Origin of the sequence: Anaeromyxobacter soli (assembly GCF_022808855.1) — a bacterium.
Classification (GTDB): domain Bacteria; phylum Myxococcota; class Myxococcia; order Myxococcales; family Anaeromyxobacteraceae; genus Anaeromyxobacter; species Anaeromyxobacter soli.
This window is the reverse complement of sequence record NZ_JAKZLF010000021.1, coordinates 21,207-41,477: the sequence shown is the minus strand read 5'-3', so window position 1 is coordinate 41,477 and position 20,271 is coordinate 21,207. Positions and strand designations below refer to the sequence as shown.

The following is a 20,271-nucleotide window of genomic DNA, read 5'->3' as shown; positions in this document are numbered from 1 at the left end:
CGTGCTCGGCCGCACCCCCCTGAACGCCGCCATCCGCGCGCTGCGCGCCGAGCTCGCGGGGGGGCCGCCGGCGGATCTGGGCCGCGACGTGCGCGAGCTCGCGGAGCTCCTCGCCGCGCGCGCGCCGCGCCGGGGCGGTGCGCTCCACCCGGACGCGACCGAGCAGGAGCTCCTCGCGGCGCTCCCCGACGCCGCCGCGCTCGTGTCGCGCGACGGCTGGGTGCGCGTCTCCAACGCCGCCTTCGACACGCTCGCCGCGAGCGGGCGCGCCGCCGGGCTCACGCCGCTCGAGATCACGCGGAGCGCGGAGCTGTCCGAGGCGGTGAAGCGCGCCCTCGAGGGCACCGCGCGCAAGCTCGAGCTGCAGCTCGGCCGCCGCACCTGGCTCGTCCACCTCGCGCCGCTCCTCCGCGGCGAGGTGCTCCTCCTGCTCCGCGACGTCACCGAGGCGAAGCGCGCGGCCGCGACCCGGCGCGACTTCGTGGCGAACGCGAGCCACGAGCTCCGCACCCCGGTGGCGGCCATCCGCGCCGCGGCGGAGACGCTGCTCGCCGGCGCGCTCGAGGATCCCGCCGCCGCGCGCGAGTTCGTGGGCATCGTGGCGCGGCACGCGGAGCGGCTGTCGCGGCTCACCCAGGACCTGCTCGACCTCTCGCGCATCGAGTCGCGGCAGTGGTCGTTCGAGCTCGCGCCCGTCGACGCGGCGCACGTGACGGCGCAGGCCGTGGACCTCGTCGCGGCGGCCGCGCGCGGGAAGGGCCTCCGGCTCGCCGCCGAGGTGCCGGAGGAGGCGCGGGTGCGGGCGGACGCGCGCGCGCTCGAGCAGGTGCTCGTGAACCTCGTCGAGAACGCCGTGAAGTACACGGCGGAGGGCGGCGTGACCGTCGGCGCCGAGCGCGAGGGGGACGGGTGGGTGCTGTCGGTGACGGACACCGGCCCGGGCATCGACCGCCATCACCTGCCGCGGCTCTTCGAGCGCTTCTACCGCATCGACCCGGGCCGCGCGCGCGACCACGGCGGCACCGGCCTCGGCCTCGCCATCGTGAAGCACCTCGTGCAGGGGATGGGCGGCGAGGTCGGCGTCGAGAGCGGCGCGAGCGGCTCGCGGTTCTGGGTGCGGCTCCCCGCCGCCTGAGCTCCGTCGCCTCCGGTCGCCCGTCCTTCCCGTCCGGGCCGGCGCCGCTGCCGAGTTCGCCGTTTCGTCACGCCGCCGCCGTGGGCGCGTCATCGCCGGCCCCTAGAAACGTGCCCGGACCGAGCCTTCGCTCGACCTCACGAAAGGGTCCGACACCTCATGAACCGCCTCACCGCCGTCCTCGCCGTGCTCGCGCTCTGCCCCGCGCTCGCGCGCGCGCAGGAGGCCGCCGCCGCGCCCCAGCAGGTCCCCGCCGAGCAGCAGGCCCCCGCCGCCGCTCAGGGCGGGCAGGAAGAGACTCCGTTCGACGGCTCCGCCATCCAGGGCAAGGTCGACTCCCTCGCGGAGCAGTACGCGGAGACGAAGACCGACGTGGCGAGCCTCAAGAAGCTCAAGTTCTCCGGCTACGTCCAGGGCCGCTACGCCTGGCAGGAGAGCACCGCCGCCGACTTCAACACGACGCCCGAGAGCGCCCCGGCGCAGCAGGGGTTCTTCATCCGCCGCGGCCGCCTCAAGGCGGCTTACGACGCGGACTGGTCGCAGTTCGTCCTCCAGCTCGACGCGACCCCCGCCGGCGTCTCGGCGAAGGAGGCGTTCGCGTCCATCAAGCTGCCGTGGCAGGGCTTCGCCATCGACGCGGGCCTCCAGCTCTTCCCCTTCGGCTACGAGGTCGGCGTCCGCTCCTCGTCGGATCTCGACCTCCTCGAGCGCTCCGCGGTCGTCCGCGCCTACCTCGCCGGTGAGTACGACCTCGGCGTCGCCCTGAAGGGCGTGTACGGGCCGCTCAACTTCAAGGTCGGCCTCTTCAACGGCGACGGCGTCGACGCGAAGCAGGCGGGCTACGACAACGACCAGCGCAAGGACGTGATCGGCCGCCTCGGCGTCGACCTCGGGATGCTCACCGGCGGCGTGTCGGGCTGGTACGGCAAGACCGTGAACTACGTCGCCTCCGACGACCCCGAGTACGACCGCTACCGCCTCGGCGCCGACGCGCAGCTCTACCTCGATCTCCTCCCCGTGGGCGGCACCGCGCTCAAGGGTGAGTACATCTGGGGCCGCACGACCATCAGCGACAAGAACGGCGGCGCGGGCGACAAGCTCGGCAAGACGGGTCACGGCTGGTACGGGCTCGCCACCCAGAACGTGGGGCGCTACCACCAGGTCGCGTTCCGCTACGAGGAGTTCACGGCGGACAACACGCTCCCGCTCACCGGCACGAACGTGAAGACCGCCCGCGAGATCCAGGCGGCCGTGCACACCTTCGTGGGCGAGGGCGGGAAGATCTCCCTCGCCTGGGCGCACCCGATGAACGGCGACCGGGCCCCGGGCGTTTCGTCCGACCCCAAGCGCGACCAGTTCATCGTCCAGGCGCAGGCCAAGTTCTAGTCACCCAGGGAACAGGAGAAGACACGAATGAAGCGCACGCTCATCGCCCTCGTCGCGGCCATCGCGCCGGCCCTCGCCAGCGCCGCCGTGACCGTGAAGGGCTCCGACACGATGGTCATCCTCGCCCAGCGCTGGGCCGAGGAGTACATGAAGCAGAACACCGGCAAGCGCGTCCAGGTCACGGGCGGCGGCTCGGGCGTCGGCATCGCCGCCCTCATCAACGGGACGACCGACATCGCGAACGCGTCGCGCGCGATGAAGGACGCGGAGAAGGGCAAGGTGCGGGAGCGCTACAACATCCTGCCCACCGAGACCGCCGTCGCGAAGGACGGCGTCGCGATCTACGTGAACGCCGCGAACCCCGTGCAGCAGCTCACGATCGAGCAGCTCGCGAAGATCTACGCGGGCGACGTGACGAACTGGAAGGACGTCGGCGGCAGCGACGCGCCCATCGTCCTCTACTCGCGCGAGAACTCGTCGGGCACCTACGTCTTCTTCAAGGAGAACGTGCTCAAGGGCGCCGACTACGCGTCCTCCGCGCAGACGCTGCCCGGCACGGCCGCGGTGGTGAACGCGGTCGCGAAGGAGAAGAACGGCATCGGGTACGGCGGCGCGGCGTACGCGAAGGGCGTGAAGGAGGTCAAGGTGGTCGGCGCGGACGGCCAGGGCTACACGCCGAGCGCGGAGAACGTCGCCTCCGGCAAGTACCCGCTCTCCCGGCCGCTCTTCATGTACACGCGCGGCAAGCCCTCCGGCGAGGCCAAGGCGTTCATCGACTACTGCCTCTCCCCCGCCGGGCAGAAGATCGTCACGCAGGTCGGCTACTTCCCCGTCAAGTAGCGGACAGGCACCCTGCCGCCCGCCCGGCGTCACGCCGGGCGGGCGGTGCCGTGTCACATGGACGCGACGCGGCCGTCACGCGGGCGTCACCGAGCCGTGCGAGAAACCCCGCCCGTGGAACAGGTCATTGCCGAAACCGGGGAGGAGGCGGTGGCACGCCCCTCCCCGTCGATGCGACGGCGGCAGCTTCGTGAGGCGGCGATCCAGGCGGTCATCACCCTGGTCGCGCTCACCGGCATCGCCGCCGTCGTCCTCATCTTCGTCTTCGTCGCGCGCGAGGCGCTCCCGATCTTCACCTCGCCGGAGGTCCGGGAGGAGACGGACCTCGCGCGCATGTTCCTCCCGCAGGCCTGGCGCGCCGGGCGGCCGGCCTTCTTCAGCTGGCAGCCGGTCTCCGAGATCCCGAAGTACTCGATGGTCCCGCTGTTCGTCGGGACCCTCAAGGTGACGGCCGTCGCCATGCTCGTGTCGGTGCCGGTGGGCGTCGCGGCGGCGCTCTTCACCTCCGAGTTCGCGCCCCGGCGGCTGCGCGAGGTGCTGAAGCCGACGATCGAGCTCCTCGCCGGCATCCCCTCCGTGGTGCTCGGGTTCTTCGCGCTCATCGTCCTCGCGAGCGTCCTCCAGGACGCGTTCGGCTTCACCTCGCGCCTGAACGCGGTGGTGGCCGGGGTCGCGCTCGCCCTCACCGTGGTGCCGGTCATCTTCACGGTCAGCGAGGACGCGCTCACCGCGGTCCCGCGCAGCTACCGCGAGGCGTCGCTCGCGCTCGGGGCCACCCGCTGGGAGACGGCGTTCAAGGTGGTGCTGCCCGCCGCGGCCCCGGGCGTGCTCGCCGCGGTGGTGCTCGGCTTCGGCCGCTCCATCGGCGAGACGATGATCGTGCTCATGGCCTCCGGCAACGCCGCGATGACGACCTTCAGCCTGGGCGACTCGGTCCGCACGCTGCCCGCCACCATCGCCGCGGAGATGGGCGAGGTGGTGTTCGGGGGCACCCACTACGCGGTGCTGTTCTTCATCGGGGTGGAGCTGTTCCTCTTCACCTTCGTGCTCAACTCGCTCGCGGCGGCGTTCGTGAAGCGGCTCGTGCGGCGCATGGCGGGGACCGCGTGAGCGTCGCCAGCCGCAAGACCCTCGGCGCCGCGCTGACGGTCCTCACCGGGGCCGCCGCCGCGCTCGTCGTCGCCATGCTGGCGGTGATCCTCGTGGACGTGTTCCGCGGGGGCGCCGGCCGGGTGAGCTGGGAGTTCCTCACCTCCTCGCCGGAGGAGGGGATGACCGCGGGCGGCATCTTCCCCGCCATCTACGGCACCGCGGTGATGACGCTCATCATGACGGTCGCCGTCATGCCGGTCGGCGTCCTCACGGCGGTCTACCTGCACGAGTACGCGGCGCCGAGCTCGCGCATGGCGGCGCTGGTGCGCGTCGCCGTCACGAACCTCGCCGGGGTGCCGTCGATCGTCTTCGGCCTGTTCGGCCTCGGCTTCTTCATCCAGTTCGTGGGCGGGGCGCTCGACCACGCGCTCTCCCCGCCGGGCGAGCTCCACTACGGGCGCCCCGCGCTCCTGTGGGCCGCGCTCACGCTCGCGGTGCTGACCCTCCCGGTGGTCATCGTCGCGACCGAGGAGGCGCTCCGCGCCGTCCCGCGCGAGCACCGCGACGCGAGCCTCGCGCTCGGCGCGACCCGCTCGCAGACCCTCGCCCGCGTCGTTCTCCCCCAGGCGCTCCCGGGTATCCTCACCGGCGCGATCCTCGCCGTGGCGCGCGGCGCGGGCGAGGTGGCACCCCTCCTGTTCACGGGGGTCGCCTACTTCCTCCCCGAGCTGCCCGGCTCCGTGTGGTCGCAGTTCATGCACCTCGGCTACCACGTCTACGTGCTCGCGACGCAGTCGCCCGACGTCGAGGCGACGCGCCCCCTGCTCTACGCGACGGTGTTCGTGCTGCTCGCGCTCACCTTCGCCCTGAACCTCGTCGCGATCGCCATCCGCACCCGCACCCGCCGCAAGGCCGCCGCCGGACACTGAGATGACGAGCATCCCCCAGCACGCCTCCGCCGCCCCGAAGATGGAGACCCGCGGGCTCGAGATCCGCTACGGCCCGAAGGCCGCCGTGAAGGGCGTGAGCCTCACGCTCCCCGAGCGCCAGGTCACCGCGCTCATCGGCCCCTCGGGCTGCGGCAAGTCCACCTTCCTGCGGGCGCTCAACCGGATGAACGACCTCATCCCGGGCGCCAGCGCCTCGGGCGAGATCCTGCTCGACGGCCGCAGCATCTACGCGGGGCACCTCGACGCCGTCGAGCTGCGCCGGCGCGTGGGCATGGTGTTCCAGAAGTCGAACCCGTTCCCGAAGTCGATCTTCGAGAACGTCGCCTACGGCCTGCGCATCGGCGGCCTCTCCGACAAGCGGGAGCTCGGGGAGCGCATCGAGCGCTCGCTGCACTCGGCGGCGCTCTGGGACGAGGTGAAGGACCGCCTCGGGGAGAGCGCCATGGGCCTCTCGGGCGGCCAGCAGCAGCGGCTCTGCATCGCGCGGGCGCTGGCGGTCGAGCCGGAGGTGCTGCTCATGGACGAGCCCGCGAGCGCGCTCGACCCCATCGCCACGGCCAAGATCGAGGACCTCATCCACGAGCTGAAGGCGCGCTACACGATCGCCATCGTCACCCACAACATGCAGCAGGCGGCGCGCGTGTCGGACCAGACCGCCTTCTTCTACATGGGCGAGCTCGTCGAGGTCGGGCCCACCGAGCAGATCTTCACGACGCCACGCGAGCAGCGCACCGAGGATTACGTCACCGGCAAGTTCGGCTAGGCTTCTCCTCGAGGACGATCATGGCGACGACCCATACCGACAAGACGTACGAGGCGGAGCTCCGGGAGCTCCGCGACCGGCTGCTCGCGATGGGGGGCCTGGTCGAGCAGGCCATCGTCTCGAGCGTGCGCGCGGTCACCGAGCGCGACGTGGAGCTCGCCGAGCAGGTGAAGCTGCGGGACCGCGAGATCAACCGGATGGAGGTGGACGTGGACGGCCAGTGCCGGCGCATCCTCGCCCTGCGCCAGCCGGCCGCCTCCGACCTGCGCTTCATCACGACCGCGCTCAAGATCGTGGTGGACCTGGAGCGGATGGGTGATCTCGCGGTGAACGTCGCCGAGCGCGCGCTCGACCTCGCCCAGGCGCCCGCCTTCGCGCCCACCCATGACCTCGCCAAGATCGCGGACCTCGCCGAGGCGCAGCTCAAGAAGGCGCTCGACGCGTTCGTCACCGGAGACGTCGCGAAGGCCGAGGAGGTCATGAAGAGCGACGAGCTCATCGACGCCCTCTACCTCAAGATCTTCAACGACATGCTCGGCCGCATGATGGAGGACTCGAAGAACATCCGCCGCGCGACCGCGCTCATGTTCGCCGCGAAGCACCTCGAGCGCTTCGGCGACCACGCGACGAACCTCGCCGAGATGGTCGTCTACATGGTCCGCGGCACCGACGTGCGTCACCCGCGGAGCCGCGCGCCGGGCGTCCCCGGCGCGTAGGCGGCGGTCGCCGCGAGCGCGCCGCCGAGGCGCCCTGGCCGTGGAAGAGGCGCCTCTCGCGCGCGGAGCGGCCTCGCGCCCGAGCCGGCGCCGACGCCTATCGCTGCGAGGCGCCGCTCCCCCGAGGTCAGGGCTGCCGCGTGGCGGGCCCGGAGGCGCCGCCGACCGCGCCCGCTGCGCCGGATCCCGAGCCCTCCGGGGCGCCACCCGCGGGCGGCGACATCCCCGACGTGCCGCCCGCGCCGGGCGACTGCGTCGCGCCGTTCCCGCCGGTGGTCCCGGCTGCGCCCGTCCCGCTCCCGGTCGTGCCCGCGGGGACGCAGGTGGTCCCGACCGCGCTCCCGCCGGTCCCGGTCCCCGCGCCCGTGGCGCCCGAGCCGGTCCCCTGCGCCGCGCCCGCCGCCGCTCCGGCCGTCGCGCCGTCACCGGGGGTCGTGGCGGTGGAGGGCACTCCGGCGCTCGTCGCGGGGACCATGCCCGGCGGGCAGGGCTGAGCGCCCGTGCCGCCCGTCGTCCCGGCGCCGCCGGCCGTCCCGGCGGCCCCGGCGGTCCCGGTCCCGGCCGCGCCCGGCGTCGTCCCTGCGGTGGTCGAGTCGGTGGTGCCCGCGCCCGCCTGGCCGGGCTGGGCAGCGCCGGCGGTGCCGGCTCCGGAGGCGCCCGCGGCGCCAGGCTGTCCGGTGGTCGTGCCCGCCTGGGCGAGGGTGAGCGCCGGCGCCAGGAGCGCCGCCGCGATCGAGAGCTTCCGCATGTGGATTCCTCCCGCCCGAACGGATGCGCATCGCGCGACGAGCGCGCGCGCTCACCCGCCGGCTCAGGAGACGAGGAGGCGGGCCGCGAGCCCGGCCGCCACCCCGAGGAGCGCGCCGGCGCCCACGTCGAGCGGGTAGTGCGCGCCGAGGTACACGCGCGAGAGCCCGATGCCCACCGCGAGGAGCAGCGCCAGCGGCCCCAGCCCCTTGGGCTCGCCGGCGTAGGCCACCGCCACGCCGAACGCGGCGGCGGTGTGGCCGGACGGGAACGAGAAGCGGTCGGGGTTCTGCGCCAGGGCCTCGAAGCCCGCGATCGAGACGTCCGGCCGCGCGCGGGTGAGGCTGCGCTTCAGCGACTGGGAGAGGACCGTCGCGAGCAGCGAGGCCGCCCCGAGCCGCAGCCCGAGGTGCTTGCCCTGCGCCGTCCCGGTGGCGAGCAGCGCGAGGCCGGCGAAGGTCCAGCTCTTCGCGTCGCCCGCGTGCGTCAGCGCCCGCGCGACCGCCGTCCGCCACGGGCTGTGGAAGCGGCTGAACGAGAGGAGGAGCGCCTCGTCGAAGGAGAGGATACGGGCCAGGCGACCGGTCCGGATGACGACCGTCGCCGTGGACGGGTCGATGGCGATCGAGGCGCCACCGCCCGCGTCGATCTCGATGGCGCCGCCTGGGGTGGTGGGGTCGTGGCTCATCTGGCTGCAGGGTGCCGCGCGCCCGTTTCGGCGACGCGGCCCGCCTGCAACATCTGGGTGACGTCTCCCTGCAGCAACTCCCCGAAAGCGGTGAAGAGCTCGCCCGTCAGGTAGCGCGTGCCGCGCGGATCGCGGCGCCGCCGGGCGCGCAGGAGATCGTTCGAGGCGGGATCGTCCGGCCGTGAAAGGTCCATGCGCGCGCGCTCGACGCCCGTGCGGGCGCGGTGCAGGAGGAACACCGTCGTGCCCTCGACGCGCTCGACGAGCGCGACGTGCGTGAAGCGATCGTCGAGCCGCCGATCGCGATCGCGGTCGTAGCTGTCGTGGAAGAACACGAGCGTGCCCGGGCGCGGCGCCTCGACCGGCCGGCTCGCGCGGTAGAGCGACTCGGAGCGGGACACGCCCGGGCCGAGCCGCACGCCGACGCCCGCCGCCCGGTACGCGCGCAGCACGAACGCCGAGCAGTCGCCGCGGAAGCGCCTCCCGAGGAGCGCGCGCGCAGCGGCGACGATGCGCTCCCGCACGGCGTCGAGCGCGGCGTCGGCGCCCGGCTGCGCGGCGCGCTCCGGCGCGGCCTCGGCGCCCGCGTCCGGCGCCGCCTCCGGCTCCGCGCCGAGCTCCGGCGCGCGCCGCGGCGGCTCCGGCGGCGCCTCGCCGGGGGGCGGGGTGGGGTCGCGATCCGCGGACGTCGAGGCCCCGTCGAGCGGCGGCGCGACCGCGCTGCGGGCGGCGCAGCCGGCGCCGAGGACGGACGCGAGGGTGAGCGCGAGCAGCTTGGCGGCGCGGCGGGCGGTGCGCCCTGGGGTCCCGCTCATCGGTGCGCGATCTCCTGGAGCATGGTCGCGTCCACCATACCCGAGAGCTCGCCCTTGGGCGCGAAGCCCAGCGCCTGCGCGTCGCGCGCCATGCGCTCGAGCTGCGCCTTCAGCGGGTCCACGGTCGGCGCCACGCGCGAGAAGGCGTCGCGCAGCACGGCCTCCCGGAGCGGCTTGCCGGTGCGCGCCCCGTAGGCCGCGTTCGCGAGCCGGGCGAAGCCGGCTCGATCCTGCTCCCAGCGCCGGGTGAGCTCGAGGTGCGCGCGCACGAGCGCGAGCACCTCGGGGCGGCGCCGCTCGAGCGCGCGCGCGGACACGACGAGCACGGTGGTGGGGAAGCGCCCTTCTGGCCAGAGGGTGCGCTCGTCCACGAGGATCCGTCCGCCCGCCTCGGCCACGAGCCGCGACGCCCAGGGCTCCGGCACCCACGCGCCGGCGAGGTCGCCGCGCGCGAAGAGCGCGAGGATGTCGGGGTTCGCGAGCGGCGTCACCTCCACCGTCCCCTGGCCGCGCGCGTCGTGGAGCCCCACCTTGCGGAGCCACATGCGGAGCGCGACGTCCTGCGTGTTGCCGAGCTGCGGCGACGCCACGCGCTTCCCGGCGAGATCCGCGGGGACGCGCGCGTCCTTCACCACCAGCGCCGCGCCGCCCGAGGTGGCGCCCGCGAGGACGCGCAGCGCCTGCCCCTGCGTGCGCAGGAACGCGATCGCGGCCGGGCCGGGGCCCACGTAGCTCGCGTCGAGGTCGCCCGCGAGCAGCGCCTCCATCGCCGCCGGCCCCGCGTTGAACATGCGCGTCTCGAGCCGCGCCGGGAGCGCCCGCGCGAAGGTGCCGTCGTCGACGCCCACGAGCGCCTGGGCGTGCGTGACGTTCGGGAAGTAGCCGAGGCGGAACGGCGCGTCGGGCCCCCGCCCGCGGGAGCAGCCGCCGGCGAGCACGAGCGCGGCCGCCGCCACGACGGCGACGGGCGACGCGCGACGCGTGGCGAGACCGAGAAGACGCGGCGTCACGCGGGCTCCTCGAGGAGCCCCCAGCGGCGCCGCACGCGCAGCTCGAGGATGCGGAAGAGGACGCGATCGACCGCGACGCCGATGGCGACGATGGCGGCCATGACGCCCATGACCTGCGCCGCGTCGAGCAGCTCGCGGCCGTTCTGCAAAAGCTGCCCGAGGCCGCCCGCGACGAAGAGGAGCTCGCCCGCCATGAGCGCGCGCCACGCGAAGCTCCAGCCGAGCTTCAGCCCGGTGAGGATCCCGGGGAGCGCGGCGGGCAGGAGCACCCCGGCGTGGAAGCGCGCGCCGCGGATCCCGAGCGTGCCGGCGGCGCGGAGGATGAGCGGGTCCACGCCCGCGATCGCGTCCTCCGTCGCGATCGCGATCGCGAGCACGGAGCCCATGACGACCACGAACAGGATGGCGGTCTCCGAGAGGCCGAACCAGAGGATCGCGAGCGGCAGCCAGCAGATCGACGGGAGCGCCTGCAGGCCCAGCACGACGGGGCGGAGCGCGCCGCGCAGGAGCGCGCTCCGCGCGAGCAGGACGCCGAGCGGGACCCCCGCCACCGCCGAGAACGCGTACCCCTGCGCGAGGCGGCCGAGCGAGCGCGCCGCGGCCGCCCCGAGCCGGCCGTCCGCGGCCATGTGGACGACGCTCGCGGCGACCGCGAGCGGGCCGGGGAAGAGCCAGTGAGGCCAGGGGCCGATCCTAGAGAGGAGCTCCCAGATGAGGAGCGGGACCGAGAGGAGCAGCCCCGTCCGCAGCGATCCGTGCATCCCGTCCCTCCGCCGCGCCCGCCGCCTCGGCGCGCCTCAGCTCGTCCCGGATGCGCCGCGACATCTCCACGAGCGCATCGTCGTCCGGATCGCGCGGTCGCTCGAGCCGGACGTCCAGGTCCTGCAGCACGCGGCCGGGCCGCGCCGCCATCACGATGACGCGGTCGCCGAGCACGAGCGCCTCGCGCACGTCGTGCGTCACGAACACCACCGTCTTGCGGTCCCGCAGCCAGACCTGCTGGAGGAGCTGGTGCATGTGGCTGCGGGTCTGCGCGTCGAGCGCGGCGAACGGCTCGTCCATCAGCAGCACGGCCGGGTCGAGCGCGAGGGCGCGCGCGAGCTGGACGCGCATGCGCATGCCGCCCGAGAGCTGGTGCGGGAGCGTCTCCTCGAACCCGTCGAGGTGGACGCGTCCGACGTACTCGCGGGCGCGCGCGTCGGCATCGGCGCGGGAGAGGCCGCGCGCCCGGAGCGCGAAGACGAGGTTCTGGCGGACGGTGAGCCAGGGGAAGAGCGCGGGCTCCTGGAACACGAGCAGGCGGTCCGGCCCGGGGCCCTTCACGCGCAGGCCGTCGATGGTGATGCGCCCGCCGCTCGGCTCGAGGTGGCCGGCGAGCGCGTAGAGGAGGGTGGTCTTCCCGCAGCCGGACGGCCCGACGAGGCACACGAACTCGCCGGCGTGCACCTCGATGTTCACGTCCCGGAGCGCGACCACCTGGTTCCCGAAGCGGTGCCCCACGCGGGAGACGTCGATCTTGGGCGGGCCGGCGCGCTTCACCCGGGGCGTGAGCAGCCCGATCCCGGCGCGGCGCCGGGCCCGGCGCACGGCGCGCGTCAAAAGGGCGAAGCGCCCGCCGACCTGCCTCCACATGCGGCACCAATGTGCGTCCCGCGGGCTGCGAATGCCTGCACCCTCGTCTGGACGCCCCGGCCGAGCGCACGGTGGCCCGATCCCCCGCCCCGTGAAGGCGGTCGCCGGCGCTCCGCCGACCGACCGCGACCGCTCCTCGGGTCGTCAGGGGGAGAGACGCAGGAGCCGGCAGGCGAGCCCGCCGTTGCGAACGGGCAGCGCGGACGCGGGCGCGAGCGGCAGGAGCCGCTCGTACCCGCGGTCGGGCCCGAGGACCGCGACCTCCCAGCCGCGGAGCCGGGGGAGGAGCGCGCCCAGCGCGCGCCAGGCGAGGGCAGCGTCCTCGTCGAGCCGCACGCCGTACGGTGGGTTCACCGCGCACAGCCCCGGCCCGGGGGGCGGCTCGACGCGGGCGGCGTCCGCGCGCTCGAAGCGGATCGCGTCCGCGACGCCCGCCGCGGCGGCGTTCTTCTGGGCGAGCCGGAGCGCGCCGGCGTTCCGGTCGGAGGCGTGGATGGCGACCGCGATCGGCCGGGCCTGCGCCGCGAGGCGCGCGCGGAGGCGCTCGGTGCGGGCGGCGTCGTGGCCGGGCAGGCGCTCGAAGGCGAAGGAGCGGCCGAGTCCCGGCGCGCGCCGGCCGGCGGCGAGCGCCGCCTCGATGGCGATCGTCCCCGAGCCGCACATCGGATCGAGGAAGGGGCGGTCGCCCTTCCACCCGCACGCGAGGAGGATGCCCGCGGCGAGCGACTCGCGCAGCGGGGCGGCGCCGATCCGGGCGCGCCAGCCGCGGCGGAAGAGCGGCGCCCCGGCCGCGTCGACCGAGAGGGTCGCGCGCCCGCGCCCGGTGCGGACCTCGAGCGCCGCGCCGCCCGCGCGGCGCGCCGCGGCGCGCTTCGCGGCGGGGAGCTCCGCCGGGTCGCCCTCCCACAGCCGCAGGAGCACCGCGTCCGCGGCGCGGGAGGCGAGGCAGGCGAGCGCGGCGGCGTCCTCGCCCTCGGCCTCGGCGCCGCCCGGGAGGGCGCGCGCGGCGAGCCCCAGCGCCGCGAGCTCGGCCGCGAGGACGGGCTCGAGCCCGGGCGCGCAGGCGCAGAAGATCCGCTCGGAACGGCTCATGCGCCGCATCCTGACGGCACCCCGGCGCCGCTCGCAAGGACGACGCGCGCCCCGGCGCGCGAGCCGCTCGCCCACGGGGCCGGCGGACCGTCGCGCTTGCGCCGCGGCGGCCCCCCCGGGTAAAGGTCGCCGCCTCGGGAGGCTCCTTGCGGCTCGGCGGCTTCGTCATCCACGGCGACAACGCGGACACCCTCGCGCGCTGCCTCGACTCGGTCGCGGCGGTCGCGGACGAGCTCGTCGCGGTGGACTCCTGCTCGTCGGACGGGTCCGCCGAGCTCGTCCGCGCGCGCGGCATCCGCCACGTGGTCCACCGGTGGGAGGGCTACGGCGCCGCGCGCCAGGTGGCCACGGAGGCCTTGCCCGCCTGCGACTACGTGTTCTTCCTCGACTCGGACGAGTGGCTGGAGCCCGAGGCGATCGCCGCGCTCCGCGCCTGGAAGGCGTCCGCGCCGTCCGCGCCGCACTACTCGCTCGTCCGGCGCGACTGGGCGGAGCTGCCGGGTCACCGCTTCCTCTTCCGCACCGAGCGGCACGTCCGGCTCGTGCGGCGCGACCACGCGCGCTGGGAGCCGAGCATGATCGTCCACGAGGCGCTCCCGCCCGCGGCCACGGTGCGGCTCGAGGCGCACGTCGAGCACCGCTTCGCGACGAGCGTCGAGGGGATGCGCTCGAAGGTCGATCGCTACGCGCTCCTGTGGGCCATCCGCTTCCACGCGGAGGGACGCCGCACGAAGCCGCCTGCGCTCCAGAAGGTGGTCCACGCCGCGAAGGAGACGCTCGTCCACGGCGCGCTGTTCCGCGGGGGCCGCGACGGCGTCCGCCTCGCCGAGGCGGTCGCGCACTACCACGCGCGCAAGTACGCGCTGCTCGACGACGTGCGGCGCGGCGCGCACCCCGAGCTCGTCCGCGCCTTCGCGGAGCGGCGGTTCGCGGACGTGTACCGGCTGCTGCCGTAGCGGGCGCGCCGTTCAGCGCCGTCCGGCTTCCTCCCCGGGCCCTCCGCCCGGACGCCGCGCCGCCTGCGCGAGGAGCACGCCTCCGGCGAGGAGCGCGGCGGGGACGAGCAACATGGCCCACCAGAGCGAGGTGCGGTGCGAGACCGCGCCGACGACGAGCGCCGCCGGCGCGTCACCGAGGAGCGCGACGAGGAGGAGCGCGCCCGTCGCGGCGCCGCGTCGGTCGGCGGGCAGCGTCCGCGCGAGCGCCTCGCGCAGCGCGGCGAGCGCGACGAGCACGAGCGCGATGGCCGTCACCAGGGCGGCGAGGTACGCCACCGGGCGCCGGGCGAGGAGGGCGCCGAGGGCGAGCGGCGCGGCCGCCAGGGCCGCCCCGGGGCAGAGCCAGCGGGAAGCGCCGGCCCGCCGGAGCGCCTCCGCGAGGACGCCGCGTCCCCAGGCGGCCGCGGCCCCGGCCATGAGCACGGCCGCGCCGGTCTCGAGCGGCGAGATCGCGCGCGGCACCCCGCGAGCGCGCTCCAGGAACGCGGGCGCCCAGGTGGCGAGCGCGCCGGCCGCGAAGGCGACGAGCGCGCCGCCGGCGAGCGCGCGCCGGAACGCGGGATGGCGGGGGAGCGCGGAAGGGGCGGCGGCGACCGCCCCCCGGCTCAGCGTGACGGTGGCGAGGAGCGAGGTCGCCGCGGAGGCGACGAGGGCCGCGCGCCAGCCGAGGCGCCAGCCGAGCGCGCCGGCGCCCGCATAACCGAGCGCCGCGAGCGCGACCGCGGTGGTGACGAGGGCGCCGCCGCCTGGCAAGGTCTCCTCGCCTTCGCGCGGCGACTGACGCGCAGGGGCCGCGGCCGCCGAGGCGGCGCCCGCCGCCGCGCGCGAGAGGAGGAGCGTCCCCGCGCCCCGCGACGCCCAGGCGAGCGCCCCCGCCGCGCTCCACAGGGCGGCCGAGAGCACCCCGCGGATCCTTCGGGCGGGCGCGCGCGCGGGGCGCAGCGCGAGGACGCCCAGCGCGAGCGCGGGGACGCTCGCGGCGAGCCCGAGCTGCAGATCGGTGAGCCACAGGTCGGCGCGCATCCGCTCCAGCACCGCGCCGAAGGCGGCGCGATCGAGGAGCGGCAGCGCGTGCACGAGCGCCAGGAGCGCAGCGGCGCGGGCGGCCGGGCGGGCGGGCAAGCGGGACTCGGCGCGGGGCGCCCTCACGCGGCGGGAGCCTAAACCGCGAGGGCGAGCGGGTCGAGAACGCGAACGCTGGCGGACGCTCGCCGCGCGCGGAGGGAGGCCGTTCCGGCGAGGGTTCGGCCGGCTCGCAAATACCCGGCGTTTCCGCTAAAACGCCCCGCGACCATGATCTCAGTGCAGAACGTCACCAAGGCCTTCGGCCCGAAGCGGCTTTTCGAGGACGTGAACGTCGCGTTCTCGCCCGGGAACCGGTACGGCCTCACCGGCCCGAACGGCGCGGGCAAGACCACCTTCATGAAGATCCTCGCCGGGGACGAGGACTCCGACACCGGCTCCGTTCTCCGGCCGAAGAAGCTCGGCATCCTCCGCCAGGACCACTTCCGCTTCGAGGACAACCGCGTCCTCGACGTCGTCCTCATGGGCAACGGCGGGCTCTGGGCAGCGATCCAGGAGAAGGAGGCGCTCCTCGCCAAGGAGGAGATCTCCAATGAGGACGGCACCCGGCTCGGCGAGCTCGAGGGGACCATCGCCGAGGAGGACGGCTACTCGGCGGAGGCCGACGCGGCGGAGCTGCTCCAGGGCCTCGGTATCGAGGAGCCCTGGCACGATCAGCCCATGCGGGCGCTCACCGGCGGCTACAAGCTGCGCGTCCTGCTCGCGCAGGCGCTCTTCGGCAAGCCCCAGGGGCTGCTCCTCGACGAGCCCACGAACCACCTCGACATCGAGTCCATCCGCTGGCTGGAGAAGTTCCTCCACGCCTACGAGGGCGTGCTCATCACCATCTCGCACGACCGCCACTTCCTGAACGCGATCTGCACGCACATCGCGGACATCGACTACGAGACGATCATCACCTACCCGGGCGGCTACGACGACATGGTCCGCCAGAAGGGCCAGGTGCGCTCGCGCGTCGAGTCGGAGAACGCGGAGAAGAAGAAGAAGATCGAGCAGCTCCGCGAGTTCGTGGCCCGCTTCCACGCCGGCACGCGCGCCTCCCAGGTCCAGAGCCGCATCCGCTCGATGCAGAAGCTCAAGCTCGAGGACATGAAGCGCTCGAACATCCAGGCGCCGTTCATCAAGTTCGAGCAGAAGGCGCCCTCGGGGAAGCAGACGCTCACCGTCGAGGGCATCGACAAGCGCTACGGCGGCAACGAGGTGATCCAGCCGTTCAGCGCGCTCGTCACCCGCGGCGAGAAGATCTGCGTCATCGGCAAGAACGGCGTCGGCAAGACCACGCTCGTGAAGATGATCGCGGGCGAGCTGCAGCCGGACCACGGTCACGTGAAGTGGGGCCACCAGGCGCAGGTCGGCTACCTGCCGCAGGATCAGCAGGGGGCGATCCGGCCGGGGACCACCGCGTTCGGCTGGCTGCGCGAGCTCGAGGACAAGCTCTCCAACGAGGAGATCTCCGGGCTGCTCGGCCGGATGCTGTTCTCGGGCGAGGAGCGGATGAAGCCCACCGCGACGCTCTCCGGCGGCGAGACGGTCCGGCTCCTGCTCGCGAAGCTCATGCTCTTCAAGGACAACGTCCTCGTCCTCGACGAGCCGACGAACCACCTCGACCTGCAGTCGATCGCGGCGCTCTCGGAGGGGCTGCAGCGCTACGAGGGCACCCTCGTCGTCGTCACGCACGACCAGGAGCTCATCCGCGAGGTGGGCACGCGCATCTGGGCGCTGCACCAGGGGGAGCCGGTGCTCGACTTCCCGGGCACCTTCGACGAGTTCGTCGAGAAGCACCCGGATCTCGCCAGCGCGCACGGCTGATCCTCCGCCCCGCCGGACGGCCGAGCGCGAGCGCGCCGGAGCGCGCGCGCCGCTCGCCGCGCGGGCCCTCGCCTCGGGTTCCCTCCGGGTGGGGCAGCAGGCGAGGTCTCCCGTGGCGCGCTGCCGCCGAGCGGCGCATCATCGGCCGGGCCGCTACTGGGGCGGCCGGGAGGGATGTCCATGCGTCAGCTCGTCGTCGCAGCGCTCTCGCTCGCAGTCGCCCTCGGCGCGCGCGGCGCGGAGTTCGAGGGCAGGGCCGAGTACCGGATGACGGGGGGCGAAGGGCCCGCGCGCGAGGGCCACGCCGTCGTGTACCTGTCGCCGAGGGGCTCGCGCAGCGAGCTCGACGTCGCCCCGCCGCCCGAGCTCGTGCAGCAGGGGCTGAAGGATCGGCTGCGGATGATCTCGATCGTGAAGGCGAGCGAGCCCGGGCGCGTGTACTTCCTGCACGAGGAGCGCAAGAGCTACAGCGTCGTCGACTCGAAGCGGGAGGGCGAGCCGCAGGAGCGCTGGACGGTGAAGCGCGCCGGGAGCGATCGCGTCGCGGGGCTCCGCTGCGATCGGGCCAAGGTCGAGAGCTCGGGCGGCGCGAGCTTCGACGTCTGCGTGACGCGCGAGCTCGGGACCGTCGCGGGCTGGGCGGCGGCGAGCGGCGACGCGGACTCGGCGCTGCCGCGCGCCCTGAAGGAAGCCGGGCTCGACGGCCTGCCGGCGCGCTGGGTCCTCCTCGACGCGAAGACGGGCGAGCCGCGCATGAAGATGGAGCTCGTGAGCGCGAAGAAGCAGAAGGTGCCGGCCTCGATGCTCGAGGTGCCGGCCGGCTACGCCCGCACGGAGTCGCCGGTCGCCTCGCCGGAGATGCAGCAGAAGATGGAGGAGGCGATGAAGCAGCGCGAGGAGGCGCTGAAGAACCTCCCGCCGGAGCAGCGCAAGAAGCTGGAGGAGCTGATGAAGCCGCCCGCGGGCGAGGCGCCGCCGGCCGGCAAGTGACCGCGACGCGAGCGGGGCGTCAGCGCCCCAGCACGGCGCGGAGCACGTCGGGCCGATCGGTCACGATCGCGTCGACGCCCATGGCGAGCAGCGCGCGCATCTCGTCGGCGGCGTCGACCGTCCAGGCGTGCACGGGCATGCCGCGCCCGTGGAAGTGCGCGATGACCGGCGGGCAGACCACCTCGAGCTCGTTCATGCGCGCCGGCAGCGAGGCGAGCGCGTAGCCGCCGGGGCAGGCGGACGCGTCGCCGCCGGAGAGCGCCGCGAGGACGTGGCAGGTGGCGGCCTCCTGCGGCAGGTACCGCGCGCAGGCGGGGAGGAGCGCCCCCAGGCGCTCGGCCTGCGCGTCGAAGAACGATCCCACGCAGACGCGGTGCTCCGCGCCGGCCGCCCGGATCGCCGCCGCGAGCGCCTCGGCGAGCGCCGGCTCCTCGGACTTCGCGTCCACGATGAAGCGCATGGCCGGGTAGCGCGCGAGCGCCTCGGCGAAGGTGGGGATCCGGACGCCCGTGCCGCGGCGCGGAAAGGTGCGGCCCCCGTCCGGCGTGAAGCCGAACGCGGCGTCGAGCGTCCGGAGCTCTTCGAGCGTCCGGCCCTCGACCGTCCCGGGCGCGCCGGTGATCCGCTCCGTGGTCTCGTCGTGGAAGACGATCACCACGCCGTCTCGCGTGCGCCGCACGTCGGTCTCGATCGCGTCCGCGCCGAGCTCCGCGGCCACGTCGAAGGCGGGGAGCGTGTTCTCCGGGGCGAGGGCGCTGCCGCCGCGGTGGGCGACGAGCCAGGGGGAGGGGAGGGAGAGGAAGGGGTGCATGGGTCGGGTCGAGGGCGAGATCGGGGGCGAGGATCGAGATCGTCTTCGATCTCGGCGCCTCCCTCGGTTACAACACGCCCGCATGCGCCGCCAGGTGAAAGGGGAGGCCGTCCGCCGCGAGCTCCTCCCCGGCACGTCCACGGAGCTCCTGAAGGAGCTCCACCTCCTCACGCGCGCGGGCGATCTCAACGCGGACAGCCTGCGCAAGCTCAAGCAGGTGAACCACCTCGCGGGGCTCCTCGCGCCGGCGCTCGACGACGTGCTCGGCCGCTTCGGCGACCCGGTCGTCGTGGACTGCGGCGCGGGCAAGAGCTACCTCGGCTTCGTCCTCTACGAGCTCTTCCTCCGGCCGGCCGGCAAGGGGAGCCTCCTCGCGGTCGAGTCGCGCCCGGACCTCGCGCGCGCGGGCGCGGAGCGCGCCGCGCGGCTCGGGTTCGACCGGCTCCGCTTCGTCGAGGCGCCCATCGCGGGCGCGCCCGTGCCCGAGCGCGTCCACGTCGTCACCGCGCTCCACGCCTGCGACACGGCCACGGACGACGCGCTCGCGCTCACCATCCGCCACGGCGCGGACCACGTCGCGGTGGTGCCGTGCTGCCAGGCGGAGGTGGCGCGCCAGCTCGCCGGTGCGCCGGCGCCGTCCCCTCTCCTCGCGCCGCTCTTCGACCACCCCTGGCACCGGCGCGAGTTCGGGTCGCACCTCACGAACGTCGTCCGCGCGCTCGCGCTCGAGGCGGCCGGCTACAAGGTGACCGTCACCGAGCTCACCGGGTGGGAGCACTCGGTGAAGAACGAGCTCATCCTCGGCAAGAAGGTGCGGGCCTCCTCGCGCGACGCGAAGGAGCGGCTCGACGCGCTCGTGGCGGCGGCCGGGGTCCGGCCGAAGCTCCTCCGGCTGCTCGCGGGCGAGCCGGCGTAGGCCGCCTTTGCGCGCCGGCGCCGGCGCGTGGGATAAGCCCGCCCGTGGACCTGCGACGAACAGAGGGTGAGCGGGTCGAGGTCGCCGCGATCGAGGCCGAGGGCCCGCGCGGGCTCGCCGGCCTGCGCGCGCTGTGGCGCGCCGTGCTCGGCGCGCTCGCCTTCCGCGCCGCCTGCTACGCGGTCATGACCACCGCGGCGATCTGGAACGAGCGGCGCCTCGCGCCGCCGCTCCCGGACCTCGTGCTGTCGGCGGTGCCGTACGTCGACTGGATCGCCCGCGCGAACTACGTGCTCTGGCTCGTCGCGTACGTCCCGCTCGCGCTCGCGCTCCTGTGGCGCGCGCCTCGCCGCTTCGCCCGCTACACCGTGACGGGCGGCCTCGTCTCGCTCGCCCGCGGCGCGACGCTCGTCCTCACCGGGCTCGGCGCCCCGCCGCCGCAGGTCGGCGGCGTCGGGATCGCGGGCCACGGGTTCGGCGAGGTGTTCCTGTCCCTCGTGTCCCCGTGGCAGGTGTTCGCCGACGGGTCCATGCGCGCCTACCTCACGCAGGATCTGTTCTTCTCGGGCCACACCGCGACCACCTTCCTGCTCGTGCTGTACGTGTGGCGCTCGCCGCCGCTCCGCGCGGCCGCGCTCGTCGCCCACGTGCTCGTCGTCGCGTCGGTCTTCCTCTCGCACCTGCACTACGCGATCGACGTGGTGGGCGCGTACGCGGTGACGTTCGCGATCTTCGCCTTGCGCGAGGGCTGGCCCGCCCGCGCGGGCGACGGGGCCTGAAGGCCGCGGCGCGCGCTCC

At 74.8% G+C, this 20,271-nt stretch carries 21 protein-coding genes; 12 read left to right on the top strand and 9 right to left on the bottom strand.

The window, feature by feature from the left end; translation table 11 throughout:
* Window position 1: 1 nt before the first annotated feature.
* The 7 genes from MLV88_RS14950 (at window position 2) to phoU (ending at window position 6,882) form a co-directional block, all read left to right on the top strand.
* Window positions 2-1,135: a sensor histidine kinase gene (locus MLV88_RS14950; RefSeq protein ID WP_242338975.1), complete on the top strand. Its 1,134-nt coding sequence runs from the start codon at window positions 2-4 to the stop codon at window positions 1,133-1,135.
* Window positions 1,136-1,294: 159 nt separating this feature from the next.
* Window positions 1,295-2,521, top strand: a complete 1,227-nt coding sequence (locus tag MLV88_RS14945) for a porin (protein WP_242361025.1) — start codon at window positions 1,295-1,297, stop codon at window positions 2,519-2,521.
* Between the two features lie 27 nt (window positions 2,522-2,548).
* Window positions 2,549-3,361 (top strand): phosphate ABC transporter substrate-binding protein, encoded by an 813-nt coding sequence (locus MLV88_RS14940; protein ID WP_242361023.1) that lies wholly within the window; start codon window positions 2,549-2,551, stop codon window positions 3,359-3,361.
* Window positions 3,362-3,532: 171 nt separating this feature from the next.
* A complete protein-coding gene (gene pstC / locus MLV88_RS14935; RefSeq protein WP_242355607.1) occupies window positions 3,533-4,471 on the top strand; it encodes a phosphate ABC transporter permease subunit PstC in 939 nt (312 codons plus the stop codon).
* Window positions 4,468-5,382 carry a phosphate ABC transporter permease PstA gene (pstA, locus tag MLV88_RS14930; protein WP_242338970.1) on the top strand — a complete coding sequence of 305 codons (915 nt, stop codon included), beginning with the start codon at window positions 4,468-4,470 and terminating at the stop codon, window positions 5,380-5,382. The genes pstC and pstA overlap by 4 nt, the downstream gene beginning before the upstream one ends.
* A gap of 40 nt (window positions 5,383-5,422) precedes the next feature.
* Window positions 5,423-6,166: a phosphate ABC transporter ATP-binding protein PstB gene (pstB, locus tag MLV88_RS14925; protein WP_242339036.1), complete on the top strand. Its 744-nt coding sequence runs from the start codon at window positions 5,423-5,425 to the stop codon at window positions 6,164-6,166.
* A gap of 20 nt (window positions 6,167-6,186) precedes the next feature.
* Window positions 6,187-6,882 (top strand): phosphate signaling complex protein PhoU, encoded by a 696-nt coding sequence (gene phoU / locus MLV88_RS14920; RefSeq protein WP_242338968.1) that lies wholly within the window; start codon window positions 6,187-6,189, stop codon window positions 6,880-6,882.
* 127 nt (window positions 6,883-7,009) lie between these two features.
* Here the strand turns inward: phoU and MLV88_RS14915 are convergent, their stop codons facing one another.
* From MLV88_RS14915 to MLV88_RS14885, 7 genes are all read right to left on the bottom strand, one after another.
* Window positions 7,010-7,630: a hypothetical protein gene (locus MLV88_RS14915; RefSeq protein WP_242361021.1), complete on the bottom strand. Its 621-nt coding sequence runs from the start codon at window positions 7,628-7,630 to the stop codon at window positions 7,010-7,012.
* 63 nt (window positions 7,631-7,693) lie between these two features.
* Entirely contained in the window at window positions 7,694-8,317 is a 624-nt protein-coding gene (locus MLV88_RS14910) for a phosphatase PAP2 family protein (RefSeq protein WP_242338964.1), read from the bottom strand.
* Window positions 8,314-9,132, bottom strand: coding sequence for an NlpC/P60 family protein (locus MLV88_RS14905; RefSeq protein ID WP_243337867.1), 819 nt, complete (start codon window positions 9,130-9,132; stop codon window positions 8,314-8,316). The genes MLV88_RS14910 and MLV88_RS14905 overlap by 4 nt, the downstream gene beginning before the upstream one ends.
* Window positions 9,129-10,142 carry an ABC transporter substrate-binding protein gene (locus MLV88_RS14900; RefSeq protein ID WP_242361162.1) on the bottom strand — a complete coding sequence of 338 codons (1,014 nt, stop codon included), beginning with the start codon at window positions 10,140-10,142 and terminating at the stop codon, window positions 9,129-9,131. The genes MLV88_RS14905 and MLV88_RS14900 overlap by 4 nt, the downstream gene beginning before the upstream one ends.
* A complete protein-coding gene (locus MLV88_RS14895) occupies window positions 10,139-10,903 on the bottom strand; it encodes an ABC transporter permease (RefSeq protein WP_242361160.1) in 765 nt (254 codons plus the stop codon). The genes MLV88_RS14900 and MLV88_RS14895 overlap by 4 nt, the downstream gene beginning before the upstream one ends.
* Complete coding sequence (locus MLV88_RS14890; RefSeq protein WP_243337863.1) at window positions 10,836-11,774, bottom strand: ABC transporter ATP-binding protein; 939 nt, start codon at window positions 11,772-11,774, stop codon at window positions 10,836-10,838. Before MLV88_RS14890 ends, MLV88_RS14895 begins: the two co-directional genes overlap by 68 nt.
* A gap of 144 nt (window positions 11,775-11,918) precedes the next feature.
* A complete protein-coding gene (locus MLV88_RS14885; protein ID WP_243337862.1) occupies window positions 11,919-12,866 on the bottom strand; it encodes a THUMP domain-containing class I SAM-dependent RNA methyltransferase in 948 nt (315 codons plus the stop codon).
* Between the two features lie 146 nt (window positions 12,867-13,012).
* Between MLV88_RS14885 and MLV88_RS14880 the strand changes: the two genes are divergently transcribed.
* Complete coding sequence (locus MLV88_RS14880; RefSeq protein WP_243337861.1) at window positions 13,013-13,822, top strand: glycosyltransferase family 2 protein; 810 nt, start codon at window positions 13,013-13,015, stop codon at window positions 13,820-13,822.
* A gap of 12 nt (window positions 13,823-13,834) precedes the next feature.
* On the opposite strand, the gene MLV88_RS14875 is transcribed toward MLV88_RS14880, so the two are convergent.
* Complete coding sequence (locus MLV88_RS14875) at window positions 13,835-15,013, bottom strand: MFS transporter (RefSeq protein WP_243337860.1); 1,179 nt, start codon at window positions 15,011-15,013, stop codon at window positions 13,835-13,837.
* A 144-nt stretch (window positions 15,014-15,157) separates the two neighbouring features.
* Between MLV88_RS14875 and MLV88_RS14870 the strand changes: the two genes are divergently transcribed.
* The gene (locus MLV88_RS14870; RefSeq protein ID WP_242339937.1) at window positions 15,158-16,756 is read left to right on the top strand and encodes an ABC-F family ATP-binding cassette domain-containing protein; all 1,599 of its coding nucleotides are present in this window, start codon (window positions 15,158-15,160) and stop codon (window positions 16,754-16,756) included.
* Between the two features lie 180 nt (window positions 16,757-16,936).
* Window positions 16,937-17,746 carry a DUF4412 domain-containing protein gene (locus tag MLV88_RS14865; RefSeq protein ID WP_242355975.1) on the top strand — a complete coding sequence of 270 codons (810 nt, stop codon included), beginning with the start codon at window positions 16,937-16,939 and terminating at the stop codon, window positions 17,744-17,746.
* Between the two features lie 19 nt (window positions 17,747-17,765).
* Here the strand turns inward: MLV88_RS14865 and MLV88_RS14860 are convergent, their stop codons facing one another.
* The gene (locus MLV88_RS14860) at window positions 17,766-18,557 is read right to left on the bottom strand and encodes a glycerophosphodiester phosphodiesterase (RefSeq protein ID WP_243337858.1); all 792 of its coding nucleotides are present in this window, start codon (window positions 18,555-18,557) and stop codon (window positions 17,766-17,768) included.
* An 82-nt stretch (window positions 18,558-18,639) separates the two neighbouring features.
* On the opposite strand from MLV88_RS14860, the gene MLV88_RS14855 reads away from it, so the two are divergent.
* Together MLV88_RS14855 and MLV88_RS14850 are read left to right on the top strand one after the other, a co-directional pair.
* On the top strand, window positions 18,640-19,473 hold the full coding sequence (locus tag MLV88_RS14855) for a class I SAM-dependent methyltransferase (RefSeq protein WP_243337856.1): 834 nt from the start codon (window positions 18,640-18,642) through the stop codon (window positions 19,471-19,473).
* A gap of 44 nt (window positions 19,474-19,517) precedes the next feature.
* Complete coding sequence (locus MLV88_RS14850; RefSeq protein WP_243337854.1) at window positions 19,518-20,252, top strand: phosphatase PAP2-related protein; 735 nt, start codon at window positions 19,518-19,520, stop codon at window positions 20,250-20,252.
* Window positions 20,253-20,271: the final 19 nt, after the last annotated feature.

Excerpts from the sequence above, each read along its gene's own strand:
- MLV88_RS14945 (WP_242361025.1), top strand. The coding sequence starts at position 1,295 with ATGAACCGCCTCACCGCCGTCCTCGCCGTGCTCGCGCTCTGCCCCGCG.
- MLV88_RS14940 (WP_242361023.1), top strand. The coding sequence starts at position 2,549 with ATGAAGCGCACGCTCATCGCCCTCGTCGCGGCCATCGCGCCGGCCCTC.
- pstC (WP_242355607.1), top strand. The coding sequence starts at position 3,533 with ATGCGACGGCGGCAGCTTCGTGAGGCGGCGATCCAGGCGGTCATCACC.
- pstB (WP_242339036.1), top strand. The coding sequence starts at position 5,423 with ATGGAGACCCGCGGGCTCGAGATCCGCTACGGCCCGAAGGCCGCCGTG.
- phoU (WP_242338968.1), top strand. The coding sequence starts at position 6,187 with ATGGCGACGACCCATACCGACAAGACGTACGAGGCGGAGCTCCGGGAG.
- MLV88_RS14915 (WP_242361021.1), bottom strand. The coding sequence starts at position 7,630 with ATGCGGAAGCTCTCGATCGCGGCGGCGCTCCTGGCGCCGGCGCTCACC.
- MLV88_RS14910 (WP_242338964.1), bottom strand. The coding sequence starts at position 8,317 with ATGAGCCACGACCCCACCACCCCAGGCGGCGCCATCGAGATCGACGCG.
- MLV88_RS14905 (WP_243337867.1), bottom strand. The coding sequence starts at position 9,132 with ATGAGCGGGACCCCAGGGCGCACCGCCCGCCGCGCCGCCAAGCTGCTC.
- MLV88_RS14895 (WP_242361160.1), bottom strand. The coding sequence starts at position 10,903 with ATGCACGGATCGCTGCGGACGGGGCTGCTCCTCTCGGTCCCGCTCCTC.
- MLV88_RS14890 (WP_243337863.1), bottom strand. The coding sequence starts at position 11,774 with ATGTGGAGGCAGGTCGGCGGGCGCTTCGCCCTTTTGACGCGCGCCGTG.
- MLV88_RS14885 (WP_243337862.1), bottom strand. The coding sequence starts at position 12,866 with ATGAGCCGTTCCGAGCGGATCTTCTGCGCCTGCGCGCCCGGGCTCGAG.
- MLV88_RS14870 (WP_242339937.1), top strand. The coding sequence starts at position 15,158 with ATGATCTCAGTGCAGAACGTCACCAAGGCCTTCGGCCCGAAGCGGCTT.
- MLV88_RS14865 (WP_242355975.1), top strand. The coding sequence starts at position 16,937 with ATGCGTCAGCTCGTCGTCGCAGCGCTCTCGCTCGCAGTCGCCCTCGGC.
- MLV88_RS14860 (WP_243337858.1), bottom strand. The coding sequence starts at position 18,557 with ATGCACCCCTTCCTCTCCCTCCCCTCCCCCTGGCTCGTCGCCCACCGC.
- MLV88_RS14855 (WP_243337856.1), top strand. The coding sequence starts at position 18,640 with ATGCGCCGCCAGGTGAAAGGGGAGGCCGTCCGCCGCGAGCTCCTCCCC.